The organism is Ignavibacteria bacterium (genome assembly GCA_025612375.1).
In the GTDB taxonomy this organism is placed as follows: Bacteria; Bacteroidota; Ignavibacteria; order Ignavibacteriales; family SURF-24; genus JAAXKN01.
This window is the reverse complement of record JAAXKN010000015.1, coordinates 39121-54698: the sequence shown is the minus strand read 5'-3', so window position 1 is coordinate 54698 and position 15578 is coordinate 39121. Positions and strand designations below refer to the sequence as shown.

The 15578-nt window shown below is 46.1% G+C and carries 12 protein-coding genes; 5 read left to right on the top strand and 7 right to left on the bottom strand.

The window, feature by feature from the left end:
* The first annotated feature begins 1 nt into the window (after position 1).
* The 4 genes from flhB to HF312_11210 are packed head-to-tail and all read left to right on the top strand — an operon-like array spanning position 2 to position 5176.
* Entirely contained in the window at positions 2-1087 is a 1086-nt protein-coding gene (flhB, locus tag HF312_11225; GenBank protein MCU7520776.1) for a flagellar biosynthesis protein FlhB, read from the top strand.
* A 3-nt stretch (positions 1088-1090) separates the two neighbouring features.
* Positions 1091-3148, top strand: coding sequence for a flagellar biosynthesis protein FlhA (gene flhA, locus HF312_11220; protein ID MCU7520775.1), 2058 nt, complete (start codon positions 1091-1093; stop codon positions 3146-3148).
* Positions 3138-4340: a flagellar biosynthesis protein FlhF gene (gene flhF, locus HF312_11215; protein ID MCU7520774.1), complete on the top strand. Its 1203-nt coding sequence runs from the start codon at positions 3138-3140 to the stop codon at positions 4338-4340. The genes flhA and flhF overlap by 11 nt, the downstream gene beginning before the upstream one ends.
* Positions 4337-5176, top strand: a complete 840-nt coding sequence (locus HF312_11210) for a MinD/ParA family protein (GenBank protein MCU7520773.1) — start codon at positions 4337-4339, stop codon at positions 5174-5176. The genes flhF and HF312_11210 overlap by 4 nt, the downstream gene beginning before the upstream one ends.
* Before the next feature lie 21 nt (positions 5177-5197).
* Here the strand turns inward: HF312_11210 and HF312_11205 are convergent, their stop codons facing one another.
* The 7 genes from HF312_11205 to HF312_11175 all read right to left on the bottom strand — a co-directional run bounded on the left by HF312_11205 (position 5198) and on the right by HF312_11175 (position 14201).
* Entirely contained in the window at positions 5198-6631 is a 1434-nt protein-coding gene (locus HF312_11205; GenBank protein MCU7520772.1) for a phosphatase PAP2 family protein, read from the bottom strand.
* Between the two features lie 232 nt (positions 6632-6863).
* Positions 6864-7145, bottom strand: coding sequence for a Txe/YoeB family addiction module toxin (locus HF312_11200; protein ID MCU7520771.1), 282 nt, complete (start codon positions 7143-7145; stop codon positions 6864-6866).
* Positions 7123-7416 (bottom strand): type II toxin-antitoxin system prevent-host-death family antitoxin, encoded by a 294-nt coding sequence (locus HF312_11195; GenBank protein ID MCU7520770.1) that lies wholly within the window; start codon positions 7414-7416, stop codon positions 7123-7125. The genes HF312_11200 and HF312_11195 overlap by 23 nt, the downstream gene beginning before the upstream one ends.
* Before the next feature lie 231 nt (positions 7417-7647).
* A complete protein-coding gene (gene hutH, locus HF312_11190; protein ID MCU7520769.1) occupies positions 7648-9213 on the bottom strand; it encodes a histidine ammonia-lyase in 1566 nt (521 codons plus the stop codon).
* Positions 9188-10468: a GTPase HflX gene (gene hflX / locus HF312_11185; GenBank protein ID MCU7520768.1), complete on the bottom strand. Its 1281-nt coding sequence runs from the start codon at positions 10466-10468 to the stop codon at positions 9188-9190. The genes hutH and hflX overlap by 26 nt, the downstream gene beginning before the upstream one ends.
* 61 nt (positions 10469-10529) lie before the next feature.
* Positions 10530-12626, bottom strand: coding sequence for a VWA domain-containing protein (locus HF312_11180; GenBank protein MCU7520767.1), 2097 nt, complete (start codon positions 12624-12626; stop codon positions 10530-10532).
* Between the two features lie 237 nt (positions 12627-12863).
* On the bottom strand, positions 12864-14201 hold the full coding sequence (locus HF312_11175) for a SpoIID/LytB domain-containing protein (GenBank protein ID MCU7520766.1): 1338 nt from the start codon (positions 14199-14201) through the stop codon (positions 12864-12866).
* A gap of 198 nt (positions 14202-14399) precedes the next feature.
* On the opposite strand from HF312_11175, the gene HF312_11170 reads away from it, so the two are divergent.
* Positions 14400-15575, top strand: coding sequence for a hypothetical protein (locus HF312_11170; GenBank protein MCU7520765.1), 1176 nt, complete (start codon positions 14400-14402; stop codon positions 15573-15575).
* Positions 15576-15578: the final 3 nt, after the last annotated feature.

Here is a 15578-nt window from a genome sequence, read left to right as displayed (position 1 = left end):
TATGGCTGAAGCGGACGGACAGGAAAAAACCGAACAAGCCTCGAGTAAAAAGCTCGGCGACTCGAGGCAAAAAGGGCAGGTAGCAAAAAGCATCGAGATCAACTCCTTTGCGGTGTTTTCTGCGGGGCTTCTCCTGGTTTTTATGATGCACAGGCATCTTGGTGAAAATATAAGCACCATGGCAATCAGCATTTTCGGCGGCCTGGATAAACTGACGCTCGAGAAGGACCAGATTTCCGAATATGCCTATAAAGGAATTAGTTTTTTTATCGCAACGCTCGGCCCCATATTCGGAGGGCTCGTTGCAGTTGCTGTTATAGCCAGCTACGGGCAGATCGGCTTCCGCTTCAGCCCTCAGGCACTGGCACCCAAGTTTTCAAAGTTTAACCCTGTAACAAACCTTAAGAGCCTGTTCTTCTCCTCAAGGTCGATCGTTGAAGTGGGGAAGTCGCTTCTTAAGCTTATTGTTGTGGGTCTTTTTACATACTGGGTTCTTAAGGATTTTATACTCTCTGCCATCGGGCTGGTCAACTACCAGATCGACGACCTGGTAAACTTTATGATTGAGGCGGCCTATACGCTCCTGTGGAAGGTTTCCTTGTGCTACGCGCTTATTGCAGCCGCGGATTTTGCTTTTCAGAAGTACAAATTCAGGCAGGATATGATGATGACCAAACAGGAAGTTAAAGAGGAAATGCGTGAAAGCGACGGCAACCCGGAGATAAAAGGCAAGATCAGGTCTATACAGATGAAGCAGGCAAGGGCAAGAATGATGAAAGAGCTGCCGAAGGCAGACGTGGTCATTACTAACCCTACTCACTTTGCAGTTGCACTTAAATATGACCTGGGCAAGGATTCAGCTCCCAAGGTTATTGCAAAAGGTATGGATGAGCTTGCACAGAAAATAAAGAAAGTCGCCACGGAAAACGGCGTTCCTTTGCACGAAGACATTCAGCTCGCACGAGCCCTTTATAAGAACTGTGAAATCGGCGACGAGATTCCGGCTGAACTCTTTAAGGCCGTGGCTCAGATACTGGCATACATTTTTAAGGTCAAAAACGAAAAGAAAAAGAAGAGCATTGTTTAACCTATGAACCGGTTTGGTAAAAATAGCGACATTATACTGGCATTCGGCCTGATACTCATACTGGGCCTTATGATCATCCCCCTGCCGGCATTCCTGCTGGATTTCCTGCTTGCTGTCAGCATAACCTTTTCCGTGCTCATTCTTATCGTTTCGCTTTATATACAGTCGCCGACGGACATTTCGGTCTTCCCGGGACTATTGCTTGTTCTTACGCTTTTCCGCCTTTCACTTAATATGGGCTCAACACGCCTTATTCTCCTTGAAGGCTACGCCGGAAAGGTAATCGAATCTTTCGGCACCTTCGTCGTAGGCGGAAACTACGTCGTGGGTTTTATCGTATTCATTATACTCGTCATCATCCAGTTTGTTGTTATCGTAAAAGGTTCCGGCAGAATCTCCGAAGTTGCCGCCCGCTTTACTTTGGACGCCATGCCGGGTAAACAGATGGCAATTGACGCCGATTTGAACACCGGCCTTATTACAGAGGCCGAGGCAAGGGCAAGACGCGAAGGCATTTCAAGGGAAGCAGAGTTTTACGGAGCCATGGACGGTGCCAGCAAGTTCGTTAAAGGAGATGCCGTTGCAGGACTTATTATTAACGGAATTAACATTATAGGCGGGTTTATAATAGGCGTTGCCCAAAGAGGGCTCTCGCTTACAGACGCACTGCAGTCCTACACAATTCTAACCATCGGCGACGGCCTGGTCTCCCAGATCCCGGCTCTCCTGGTTTCGACGGCCGCAGGCCTTGTTGTTACAAAAAGTGCTGCCGGAACCTCACTCGACACGCAGATGAAAACGCAGCTTTTTTCAAACCCCAGGGTTCTGGGAACGGTTTCAGGAGCCGTTTTCATGTTCGCTCTCGTGCCTGGCATGCCTACAATCCCATTCGTTTTAATCGGCTCGGGACTTGCAGCTGCCTCATACTTCACCAAAAAGTCTAATGCCGCAAAGGCTGCCCTTCCGGCTGAGACTCCCGAGGAGATCATCTCAGAGCCTACGGCAGAGGATAAGGTTGAACAGTACCTGCAGGTCGATCCTATTGAAGTTGAAATCGGCTACGGGCTCATTTCACTCGTTGATGAAAACCAGGGCGGTAACCTGTTCCAGAAGATCTCTTCAACAAGAAAATATATCGCGCTCGAGTACGGCGTACTAATTCCGCCGGTAAGGGTAAGAGACAACCTGCAGCTTAACCCAAACGAGTACATAATTAAAATTAAGGGCAACGTTGTCTCGGCATACGAAATTTATACCGACCACTTCCTGGCCATGAATCCGGGCAACGTAACTGAAGGCTTAAGCGGCATACCTACTCAGGATCCGGCTTTTAACCTCGAAGGCTTCTGGATCTCTAAACAGGAAAAAGATAAGGCCGAGCTCTTAGGCTATACTGTTGTCGACAGCATCTCTGTCCTGTCGACACACCTGCAGGAAACCCTGAAGAAGAACTTCGATAAGATCCTCTCACGCCAGGCTGTTAAAACCCTGCTTGAAAACCTGAAGAAAGACTACCCGGCGGTAATTGAGGATATTAACCCCGACCTTCTGCCAATGGGCACAATACAGAAAGTCCTGCAGAACCTCCTTAAAGAACTTATCCCGATCAAGGACCTGGTGCAGATTCTTGAGTCGCTTATAGACTACTGCAAGGTAACAAAAAATATTGACGTGCTTACTGAATACGTAAGGCATTCTCTGGGCTACACAATTTCTAACATGTTCAAAGACGCCAACGGCATCATTCACGCCCTTGCTCTCGGCAATAAGGTTGAAAATTATATTACGCGCGCACTTCAGAACCAGAAGGAAGCCGTCCAGACGCTCGGGCTTTCTTCTAAAATGCTGAACGACATAAATGATTCTCTCAAAGAACATATACAGAACTTCAGGATGCTTGGCTACGCTCCTGTTCTTATTACATCGGCTACAATCAGGCCTTATTTCTACAGATTAATTAATTCAAGTTTCCCTGATATAGCAGTTCTTTCCTATACGGAGCTCCCTTCGGATACGGAAGTTGAATTTATAGGGAAATTAGAGGTTGAATATGCAAATTAAAAAGTACATCGCACTTACCCTCAAAGAAGCTTCACAGAAAATGAAAGATGAGCTGGGCAGCGATGCCATAGTACTCAGCACAAGAATTATTGATGACGACCCGCGCTACGGCCACAAAAGAGTCTTTGAGCTGACGGCGGGCGTGGAGGATGATTACGACAGGTCGAAGGCAGCCGTGCCGCCTGCTAAAGCCCCCAAAGCCCAGAGCCCGGCTAAACCTCAGGCCAAGACGAGGACTTTTGCCGAGGAGCTTCAGGAGCTTTCAGAAAAAGTTTACCTGCCCCCTGATAAGGATGCAGGACTCCAGGATCTGAAAAGCCGGATCATGAAGGCCAAGGATCCTCTTCAGAAGGCACCCTCGGCAAAAGCTGCCACTCTGAAAAAGGAAAATAAGAAAGATGCGCTTGAGCGCGAGCTTAATGAAATATCGGACACGCTTATTGCAAGGGAAGTGCAGAAAACCATAGTTGACGCCATAATAGACCAGCTCGGCAAATACACGGAATTTCTGCAGCCTTCGAATATAGACAGCTACGTGATTTCGACAATAAGCTCCATGATACCGACCTCCGCCTTTGAGGTGCAGAAAAAGCAGAAGACAAAAGTAATTGCTCTTGTCGGCCCCACGGGTGTCGGCAAAACAACCTGCATAGCAAAGCTCGCTGTAATTTCAAAAATACTGCATAACCTTAATATAGGGCTTATTTCGCTCGATACGTTCCGCCTGGGCGCAATCGACCAGCTTAAGATATTCTCCGAAATCAGCAACATTGAAATGAGAGTGGCCTATGAGCCGCAGGAGATCCCGGGGCTCATTGCAGAGTTCAGGAAAAAAGACATTGTATTTATAGATACCGCGGGAAGAAGCCAGAACAACTCGGGCCTCCTTAAGGAGACCAGCCGCTTCCTCGCATCTACAAAAGTCGACGAGGTCTACCTGGTCTTAAGCACCACAAGCACAACAAAGAACATTCTGGACGTGGCTCAAAAGTTCAGGGTCCTAAACTATAACGGCGTTGTCTTTACAAAGCTTGATGAGGCGGTCTCATTCGGCAATATACTGAACGTAACGGCTAATTTTAACGTGCCCATAAAGTATCTTACAAACGGACAGATAATTCCGGATGACATAATAGCCGCAGACCCGCAGTTTATTGCAAACATGATCTATACCGGGAAGATCAGCAAATGATCGGACAGACGGAAAGATTACTTGAACTTCAGCGCCTGAAGGCACAGGAGAAGAAACCCGAAGGAAAAGGAAAGATAATCTCATTCAGCTCAGGCAAGGGGGGAACGGGGAAGACATTTGTTTCCCTTAATACAGCCTACGCCCTTTCAAGAATTGGTAAGAAGGTGCTTTTGATAGACCTCGATTCAAATCTTTCCAATATCAATATAATGCTGAACCTGAGGCCCGAGAAGACGCTATTAAATTTTCTCCTGCACAGGAATTCTCTTAAGGAGCTTATTACACGCTATGAGCCGAGCCTCCACTTCATATTCGGAGAATCAGGTAAAGCCGACTACCCCATCCAGAGCGACCACCTCCTGGATTACCTCATAGAGGAGGTAAAGGACTTATGCCGCGAGTATGATTATGTGCTGCTCGACATCGGCGCCGGCGCCGGAGACGAGATAATTCATATTCTAAGCCAGGTGCACGCGAACGTTATTGTCCTTAACGCCGAACCCACGGCAATAATGGACGCTTATGTAATTGTAAAACTCATGCACATGAACGGATCAGCTACACCTAACTTTGCAGTCATAAACAAATGCTTTTCTGAAGAAGAAGCATCAACGGCTTACCTGAACCTCAGCAAGGCTGCCGAACACTTCCTGAAGGAAAACGTTTATTCACTCGGCTTTGTGGGGCACGACCAGATGGTAACAAAAGCCATTATGGCGCAGGAGCTTTATATAAGAAAATATCCTCGCTCAAAAACTTCACTTCAGATCATTAAACTTGCACAGGGACTTGTCCAGAAATTAAGACAGCAGCAGCTAAAGGCCACAGGTTTTTAGCCCGGGCCTTTAATGACTGAGTTAAAAATTCCATCCCTCAAATCCGTCTGTTAATCCCCTCAGCACGGCAAGGTTTCCAACAGCTCTTCCGCTTTCAAGACCCATATCGCTGTCGAAGCGGTAATGGATTCCGCCGTAGAGCCTGGAGATTGCGGCCTCTTCGGCCATCTTCTTAAATTCATCAGCCTTTTCAGGGAAAAGGTATCCCAGAACCGTATGTGCAGCCCCGGAGAAGCTTGAGTGCCCAGAGGTATATGACGGGAAGTTAGGCAGGCCCACAGGCGTAGTTATAGTTGTATCCACCTGCGAGGGCCTGATATACCAGTACGTATACTTTGCGTCCCAGCAGCAGATTCCTGCATCCATTATTGCCATATTCATGAGCGCAAGAGCCCTTGCGGTCTTAAATTCACTCATGTTCTTTGTTTTGATATAGTTGCTGGCAATTTCATTCCAGTGCCCCGGAGGCGTCGCGGTCCCGGCGCCGTCGGACCAGAATTTTGCAATTCTCAGCTGTTCATCCGTCCTGGTGTCTGAAATCTTTTTTACTTCGGCCAGAGCCGCCTTAAACTGGTCAGATCCGAATATTGGAGGTGGTGCCAGTGGCGGAAGTGAAGTCATAAGCCATGATCTTACCTTGCCCCACATTGGGAGCAACGGCTTCTGCGGAGGGTTCATGCTGCTGAACCAGCAGCCCGGGAAAATGGGCATTGTGCCCGTCCAGACCGCGTCATGCCCGTCCTGCATAGCGTAGCTGATGAATACACTTGAAATTATTGCCCCAAGAGTGTCTCCGGCCGTTATGTCGCTCGGGAAATTCTTTCCCGTATAAAGCTGAGAGCTTATTTCCTGAGTGGCCCAATAGTTAATGCTGTCTATGTCTTTAGGAAAGAGATAGCTTAAGACGCGCCTTGAGACAGAAGCAATAACTGCCTGCTCACATGGGTAGCAGGGTTCGGATGAGCTTCCCGGGGGAGATTCCCTGAGATAAATGTCCTTGTTGTACCATGCGGCAATTAAAGCGTCATACTGCGCCGTGCTTAAAAGTGCGTATGCCCTGGATGCCAGAGGCGGGTTGGTGCTGTTTTTTATGACGAGGTGTCTTGTAATCTCATTCCAGCGGATAATGGCCAGGCCATCCCAGTATTCAATAATATTGTTGAGGCTCTGTGTTTTCTTAAGCTGATACGCTTTAAGCTGATTAAGCTCATCTATAGCCTTCAATGAATTTTTCTCTGGCGGGGGAGGCAGTTTATAGGCCGAGGCTGAAGGAATAAGTATTGTTTTCAGATTGCCGCCGTGCGTTCCGGCTCCTGCTTTGGAGCCTGCGGGATCTACAGGGGACGTGGGCTTATCGCTGCAGCCCTGAAGAATAATAATTAAAATTGTTAAGAGCAGTACTGCTAAGAATCCAGGCCAACCGGAAAAGCTAAAAGTTTTCTCATGCGTTTTCATTCCTTTCTCTCAATTTATTGAAGAAACTTTACAGCCCCAAAGGATACATTAGTCCTTTGAAGCTGCTTCCAGATATAATTTAACAAGCCGCATGAGAATTTATAAGGTTGAAATCGGGTTCAACGGGTGCTGAAAATTATGCATAACATGGGTGGAACTTTAAAACATCCCGTAACCGGGAAGGGCCGGACGTACCTTAATTTTACTGCCGGATTTAAGGAGCGGTTTTTCTTCAATAATGATATCTTGCCTGCAGGAAATCTATCCTGTCATCCCGGACAAGATAAACAATTCTGTGCTCCTGCGTAATTCTGCGCGACCAGCAGCCGGCAAGCCCGTACTTGAGAGCTTCCGGTTTACCTTTGCCTTCAAAGGGAGTTTTTAGGATTTCTTCAATAAGCCTCAATATTTTCAGGGCCGTCTTCCGGTCCTGCTCAACCCACCAGATGAGGTCTTCGCGGAACTCGTCCTGAAATACGGCTTCCCGGTTTCTACCTGCGCTTTTCTTCGTCAATTTTTATCTCTGCCATAAATTCCTTAAGAGACTGTGGTTTAACATTCTCCGACTTTGCCCTTTCGAGCGCACTGAAGAGTCTTTCTGCATTTTTAGGCGAACGCAGAAGGTGAGCCGTCTCGATAAGTCCCGATAATTCCGAAGCCGATATCATAGCCACAGGTTCTGCATTACGGCGTGTTATAACAACGATCTCCTGATCATCTGTAACAGTATTGCAAAGCTTGGCGAAATTTGCCCTCGCCTGCGTATATGTCAAAGTAGACCTCATATTAAACCCCTTATCCAACTTACATAAAATAATAATGATGCTGTGTGCAGCTGCCAACCTGTACAGTACTAATGTACAGGTTAATTTAGGCAAAATCAAGCCCAATTAACTCCGGGTGTTAGGAAGCTGAGCATGTATAAACAGGTACATCACCAATACCGGTTTCATTGGGTAATTCAGAATGCGGATTTGATTATGCGGGAGCCTTCGCTCCCGCCTTGATTTGAAATGTCAGTTGAGCTTAATCTTTGCTTCAACACTATTAAGCACGGTGTCACTCCTGATTAAAGAGAGTACCTTCTGCACGTCATCATACAAAACACGGTCGCGCTCCATCGGGGGTACAACTTTCCTTACTTCATTATATGCTATTGCCGTACCCATCCCGCACTTTAACGGCTTGTGAAATTCTATGGCCTGACTGGCCGTCAAGAGCTCAATGGCCAGAACCGACTGCAGGTTCTGCATTATCCTGAAACACTTCTGTGCTGCAATGGAGCCCATGGAGTTGTGGTCCTCCTGGTTGGCCGATGTCGGTATTGAATCCACACTTGCCGGATGGCTTAAAACTTTGTTCTCTGAAACGAGGCTTGCCGCCGTGTACTGCGCAATCATTAAGCCTGAATTTAAGCCTCCGTTTGTTGCCAGAAACCTCGGTAACCCGCTTAAGGCGCCGTTAACCATGCGCTCAATTCTTCTCTCACTTACATTTGCCAGCTCCGAGAGCGCTATGGACATGAAGTCCATCGGGAGCGCCATAGGCTGCCCGTGGAAATTTCCCCCTTCAATGTGCTCTTCTTCTTCGGGAAAAATTAGAGGATTATCATTAGCCGAGTTGATCTCAATTTCAACCCTTGAACAGACGTAATTTATCGCGTCCCTGGAAGCCCCGTGTATCTGCGGTATGCACCTTAATGAATACGCATCCTGCACCCTCTTGTCGCCTGCAATGTGTGACTTCCTGATCTCGCTTCCTTTAATTAGCAAAAGCATATTCTGTGCGGTTTCTATCTGTCCCGGGTAAGGCCTGAGCTCGTGGAGCTTATGGTCAAATGCGCGGTCAGTCGCCCTTAAGGCCTCGTGCGTAAGTGCGGCCGAGATGTCTGCCGTCTTGATCAGTTTTTTTGCCTGAATCGCGATATAGGAGGCAAATGAAGTCATCATCTGCGTGCCGTTAATGAGTGCCAGCCCTTCTTTTGCCTGAAGCCTTACAGCTTCAAGCCCAAATTTCTTAAGCCCTTTTGAAGCCGGAATTATCTTCTCATTTTTTGCCCCATCACTCATCACGTCTTCAATTACCTGGACCCTCCCTTTTCCTATCATTGCAAGCACAAGGTGCGAAAGCTGCACCAGGTCGCCCGAGGAGCCTACAGAACCCTGCGAGGGAACAACCGGAATGATGTTGTTATTCATCATGTCCATTAAAAGGTTGACCGTTGAAAGCCTGATGCCGGAATGCCCCTTGGCAAGGGCGTTTACCCTAAGAAGCATCATTATTTTAACTATGAAGGGGGGAAGATATTCTCCCGTTCCTACCGAATGGCTTAAGATGAGGTTTTCCTGCAGGCTTGCAAGATCCTCTTTTGATATCCTGACGTTTGAAAATTCCCCGAAGCCGGTTGTAACACCGTAAATCACTTCTTCGTTTTCAACCCACTTTTCAATTAAGGCTCTTGCCCTTTTTACCTTCTTTTCTGATTCTTTAGAAAGGCGGACAAGAGGATTTTCCCTGAGAAAAAGTTCGATTTTACTTAGGCTCAGGGAATTTCCGTCAACTTCCATGATTGGTCTTTTCATGCAGTATTCTTTTTATTTTATTGGATGAGGCATCATTTGCCCTGTATTTAATCAATATCCTGTCCTCATCGTAAGTCGCACTGATGACGTCTGCAAGAGAGTGTATCTTTGCAACCGTCCTGGAATCTGTTAGCTCCAGCTCGACTGTCTCCTCCTTAAATTCCTCTTCAATGACAGATTTTATCTTATCCTTCAGCCCGTTAATATTAATCCCTCTTTCGGCTGAAATAAAAACGGCATTCATGTATTTGCGCAGTATGTAATCGATACGGGTCTTGTCCTCCAGGGCATCCACCTTATTAAAGATCTTGATCTGGGCTTTTTTCTCAACTCCCAGTTCCTTTAATGTCTGGTCCACAACGGCAATATGATCCTCAAAAAACGGGTGCGAAACGTCAATTACGTGCAGTATGACGTCGGCTTCACTTACCTCATTTAATGTGCTCTTAAAAGAAGCTACAAGGTGATGAGGCAGCTTGCGTATAAAGCCTACTGTATCGCTAAGGAGTATCGTCTGCCCGTTATCCAGCCTTAAGGAACGCGTTGTCGAGTCAAGCGTTGCAAAAAGCTTGTCTTCGGCCAGTACACCAGCATTGGTCAGAAGGTTAAGAAGCGTGGATTTGCCAGCGTTGGTGTAGCCAACAAGAGACGCCCTGAAGAAATCCTTCCTGTTTGCGCTCCTGGTCTGGCGCTGCGATTCAATTTTCTCCAGCTTTTCCTTCAGCATGCTGATGCGTGTGCGGATCATACGGCGGTCAGTTTCAATCTGCGTTTCACCGGGACCTTTGGTTCCAATACCTCCGTACTGCTTACTTAAGTGCGTCCAGGCGCGTGTAAGCCTCGGCAGCATGTACTGAAGCTGTGCCAGTTCCACCTGTGTTTTTGCCTCCCTCGTCTTTGCGCGCGTGGCAAAAATGTCAAGTATAAGACCCGAGCGGTCGACAATTTTCTTATTTACAAGCCTCTCAAGATTCCTTACCTGCACCGGTGTCAGGTCGTCATCAAAAATAACTATGTCAATATCGTTAAATTCCACCAGCTGCGCCAGTTCCTCAGCCTTGCCTTTACCCAGGTAATAGGCAGGTTCAATCCTGTCGCGGTCCTGAATAACCTTCATCCTCGTGTCCGCGCCTGCTGTTGAGGCGAGCATTTCAAGCTCGTCGAGGTGTTCTTCCACCTCCTGTTTTGAATATTCTCTTGTATTAAGAGAAACTAAAATTGCTTTTTCTGTCGTATTCTTTTGATTTTCTATCATAGATACCTTTCATTAAAACACATGTTCTGTTTTTTGGCAGAACTGCTTTAGATACTTAAATTCATGCAATATCTTTCTTTGCGCTTCTGGAAACGAGCATTTCAACAAGAGCCAGGACGAATGCCAGCATGAGGAAAAACCTCCAGAGTTCCGATCCAAAGCGCGCCTGCTGAATTTCACGCGTATAGTTTTCATTTACGTCCAGCCTGATCTGTTTCCCCTTAAAGCCGGTCTTGCTTAAGTAGTCGTTGAATTCCTTAAGCGTCAGGCTTGCCGGGTTGGATTCCATGGACGAATGATTTACGGAGAAATAATCTATAAGCCTGTCGCCCGAAAAAACCCGGTAGTTGCCGGCAGCGTTTGTATTGCTGTAGGTAATGTAATTCTGTCTCTCATTACCCATGTTAATAAACTCATCCGTCTTGTCGGGCCTCGAGATCTTAACCTGCGGAAGAGCCCTCATCTGCAGGTTTATTGTAACCATCTCGCCCGCCGTAAAGCTTGCGTCTTTGTGATCCTTGCTGGCCAGGTAAAAAACCGATTTATCTACTACAGGGGCAAAAATACCTTTAAGAGGGAAGTTGGACCAGTTAAGCACGGGAGCCGTATTCATCAAAAGTACTTTTCCTTTTCCCAGTGAATATTCGCTTAAGAAGGAGGAGTTGTCGGGCAGAGTAATTATGCTTTTTCCTTTCCCCTGTGTATTAAGCCTGAAGTAGAAGTAAACGTCCGGCGATTCGACCTGTTTTTTTGCTGATTTTGCAAATAGGTCAGAAAAAACCGGGTGCTCAAAGTCAATTTTGTCAAAGACGGCAGCATTCTGAAAAGAATTAGGATTTCCGGCCATTGAACCGGGCTCCGGGAGCTGAAGCTGTGATAAAAGCCCCCTGAAATTTGACAGGTTTGAAGCTGAACCGGGCATTATAAAAAGACCGCCGCCGCCCGTAGCATAATCCTTCAGCTTCTGAACGTTATTCTGTGCCTCGGAACCAATGGCAATTACAACATCGTAACTATTAGGATCAACAGAAGAAATCTGGCTAAAGTTTCTTTTTGTAACATTAATTGTCCCGTTTTCGCCCGAAGCCATAAGTGCAAGTTCCACATACCTTGAATCAGCGTCATTGTTGGAAAATATCATAACCGAGACCTTGTCCGGCACCACAATATTCATGTAGCGCCTGTTATCCTGGTTTATGTCGTCATCTTCCAGCTCGGCCTGAATATCCGTGTAGCCCGGGGACTTTATTACGGTCTCAAAGCTTACCTTCTTTGTCTCCCCGGCCCCCAGGCTAACGCTCTGCTGTGCGCTCCTTTCGCCGTTAATAAATAAAGAAGCTACGGTGTTGTTGGCGCCTCTGGAGGAGTAATTGGTAAGAGTGGCAGTAAAACTGACGGGCTTACCCTTTTCAAATATCTGGTTATTTGCCTCCAGGTTATCAATTCCAACGTTAAAGACGTCTTTTCCTGAAAAATCGAACGTATAGAGCTTAATCTTATCTCCCAGGATTCCGCTTAAATTTGAAGGGCGCTGATTAGGCTCGATTAAGTCTGTTTTCTGGAAGTCGCTTAAAAGATAAATTTCCCTGTTAAAATTGTGGCTTTCTGAAAGGAGTTCTCCCGCCTGAATAAGTGCCTTATTTATGGTCCCGCTCTCATAGGAAAGATCAACGGCATCCAGCTTTTTCCTGAAATCAGCAAAATTGGTCGTCGTTTTAACTTCTTCGTTTCCTGCCCCGGCAACCGTAATGAGGGCAACTTCGTCCCCTTCCTGCAGCTCATTAAGAAGAGTCTTTATGACCTGGCGCGCACGGTTAAAATCTGAGCCCTTCTCGTTTACAACCGACATGCTGAAAGTGTTATCCAGTATAAATACAGCCGTTGTTTTGGCAGAGCTTGTGGTTCCGCCTATGGCTATACCCTGTATGGTCGGCCTTGCAAATGAAAATACAACAAAAAGAATAACCAGGAACCTGAGTGCCAAAAGAAGCCACTGTTTCAGCTTTATCCTGCGTATCTTATTTTTCTGCAGCTCTTTGAGGAAAGTAAGTGTACTGAACTCTATGCGTTTTAATTTCCTTAAATTAAGCAGGTGTAGTAATACGGGGATTGCTGTTGCAATAAGTCCAAATAATATCGCGGGGTTAAGAAATGTCATTTATGAAAATTTATTCCCTCTAAAAATCTGTTTTTTATATCGAATCCGCCTCTTTTGGAAGCAGATATCCCTATGCTTAAGATCGTTACCATTCATAATAAAAATAGGAACTTGTCCTGTTAACAGCAATATAAAAATGAGGCAGTATTCTCTGAGGGAACACCGGCTGCCGGAGGCCGCGTTTTTGGTCCTCCCCGCGCAGCCGGTTAATTTCCTGTATTAGTATATTTTTTCAGATTAATATATCTTTTTCAGCTTTGCACCCCTGAAGTAATGGAGCAGTATCTCGTCGAAACTGTAACCCATTTCACCCATGACTGCAGCGCCTATCTGGCAGAGGCCGACGCCGTGTCCCCAGCCTGCACCCGTAAGAATGAACTTTCCGGGTACGCCGTTATTAACTTCCTGCTTATCCACAACAAAAGCCGAGCTGTAAAGGTGGGAAGGGGAAAGTATTCTTCTTATTTCAAGCTCTTTGCCGATCGTCAGTGTCTTTTTTGTACCCACAATTTTAAGCTTTATAAGCCTTGCCGAATAACCTCTTTCTACAGGAATAAGATCAACTATATCGCCGAAATCAATTCCGCTTTTTTCCTTTATCAGCTTGGAAATTTCTTCCTGTGTGTATTCAACTTTCCAGCGGTAGAAATCCGTTGTCTTCTGATCGAACTTTACCAATACCTGTGAAAGCACCTTCTGGTCGTGCGTATTGCAGAAAGCAGGAGGATTTGAGCGGATCCACTTGTCGGCGCTCTCTTCGTCTGAAAAATCGACCTTAAGGTTTTCGGGATCGTACTTATAGTCAACCACCTGCGAAAGATAAGGATGCTTTACCGGCTCCCATACATTCTCAAAAGCCTCTGAAATTCCGCCGCATGACTTTGAGTACCTGGTGTCGCATATCTTTTCGTCATATGTAAGAACAATTCCGCGGGTTTCCTCGATTGCTTCCCTTACCTTGTCGGTATAAGCCTTTGTAACACCCTGGTAACGCTGGCAGTGGTCGTCGGCGCATACGTCAAAGAGTGTATGGTCTTCCTTGTCGTACCATTTTATCAGCTCATTTTCAGTTTCGAAGGTTGAGGCATGCTTTGTGCCCGGAGTGCTTTCTTTTGTTTTATCCATCTGTGCCAGGAGCCAGCTTCTGGAAATAATTGAATGGGCTTTCAGGAGCTCCAGTGAGCTCGTAGCGCTCATTTCAGAAGAGATAACGCTTGTAAGATAAGACTCCACGGGAAGAGCATTTACGGCTGTAATCTTATCGCCTTCCTTAATAAGCTTCAGCTGGCCTGCAAATCTCTGGTTTTCTTTCTGTTCCCAGTGGAATTTAACGCCTATAACCACCTCTCTGATCAGGAACGATTCGCTTCTGAAGTCGTTCGGGCTGAAGGAGATTTCGCCTGTTACCTTGTAGGTCTCCTTTTCCGCTTCAATTACGATTATATCATCTTCCAGACTTGCAGTATATCTGCCGCTGAATGTATTCTTAAAACCGAAGGAGGAAAAGTCGCCATAAAGGTCAAAGCTTATTTTCTCTGCCGTCAGTATGCCCACGCTTACGGTTGGTTCAGTCATTTTATAATCTCTTGTTTGGGGTTAAATTTATTAAAACAACAATTAATAACTTCAGTAAATATAAATATAACACCTCAAAAGGTGAAATATAAAGTTTATTAATGATACGGGTTTTCGCATCCAATCTTGCGCGTTCATATCAATTGGAGTATATTTATTCCTGATAATTATCATCTGGTAAACATTTATTTTAACATAATGACATCTAAAGAAAGAATGCAGAAGGCGATGAGCCTTGAAGTGCCCGACAGGGTGCCTGTAATGTGCCAGCTTTCTCTCGGGCATTATTTCCTATATTCAGGACTGAAGCCTCTGGATATATGGTACACTTCCGAAGGCTTTTCTGAAGCCCTCGTAAGACTGCAGAAAAAATATAAATTTGACGGCATACTTGTAAACCTGCCCGGACGCGACCCGGACTACCGGCGTGACATTTCTGAAATTCAGGAAAAGGATAATGAAACCGTTATAAGGTGGAAAGACGGAAGCTATACGCTCTTCCCCCTTAACGATAACCCCCATTATTTCCTCTCCGGCGGCAGCCGGGGGTTTCCCTCTTTCGATGAGCTCGACCCGGAAAAGCTCTTCTACATAGAGCCTTGGGATATAACAGAAATTAAATACCCCTTTACATGGGGCTTTGAAAAGGAAGTGCGCCCCTTTGATGACTTCTTCCCAGGTTATCACTTTCTGACAATAAAAAAAGTTATTGAAAAGACAAAAGGCGAAGTATCCGTCCACTCCGAGGTCTTCTCTCCGTGGTCGCAGTTCCTGGAACTCCTGAATTATGAAAATGCCCTCATGGCTATTATGCTAGACCCCGTAAAGACAAAAGCCTGCCTTGAAAGCCTGACCCGGGGCGCAATAGCTCTCGGCAAAAAACAGGCTTCCATGGGAGTTGACGCCATACTAATCTCTTCGGCTTTTGCCGGTGCAGGCTTTATATCCAGAAAGCACTATGAAGAATTCGTTGCGCCCTATGAAAGAAAAATAGTTGAAGAAATTCAGAAAGAATATAATATACCCGTCTATACACATACCTGCGGCTCAATTGGCGACAGGCTCGATCTGATGATGAAAACCGGCACAAACGGAATTGACACGCTTGATCCCCCTCCGATTGGAACCGTGGATCTGGAGGAAGCAAAAAAAATATTGTCCGGAAAAGTATTTATTAAGGGAAATATAGACCCTATAAATACACTCCTTAACGGAAACAGGAGCCGGATTTTAGAAGACGTCCGCTGGCGCCTTGAAACAGGAAAGCCCGAAGGGGGCTACATTCTCAGCTCTGCCTGCTCGGTTGCCCCTTCAACGCCTCCTGAAAACATAATGCTTCTTGAAACTTTGTCTGAAGAATTCGGGAAATACTAGCAA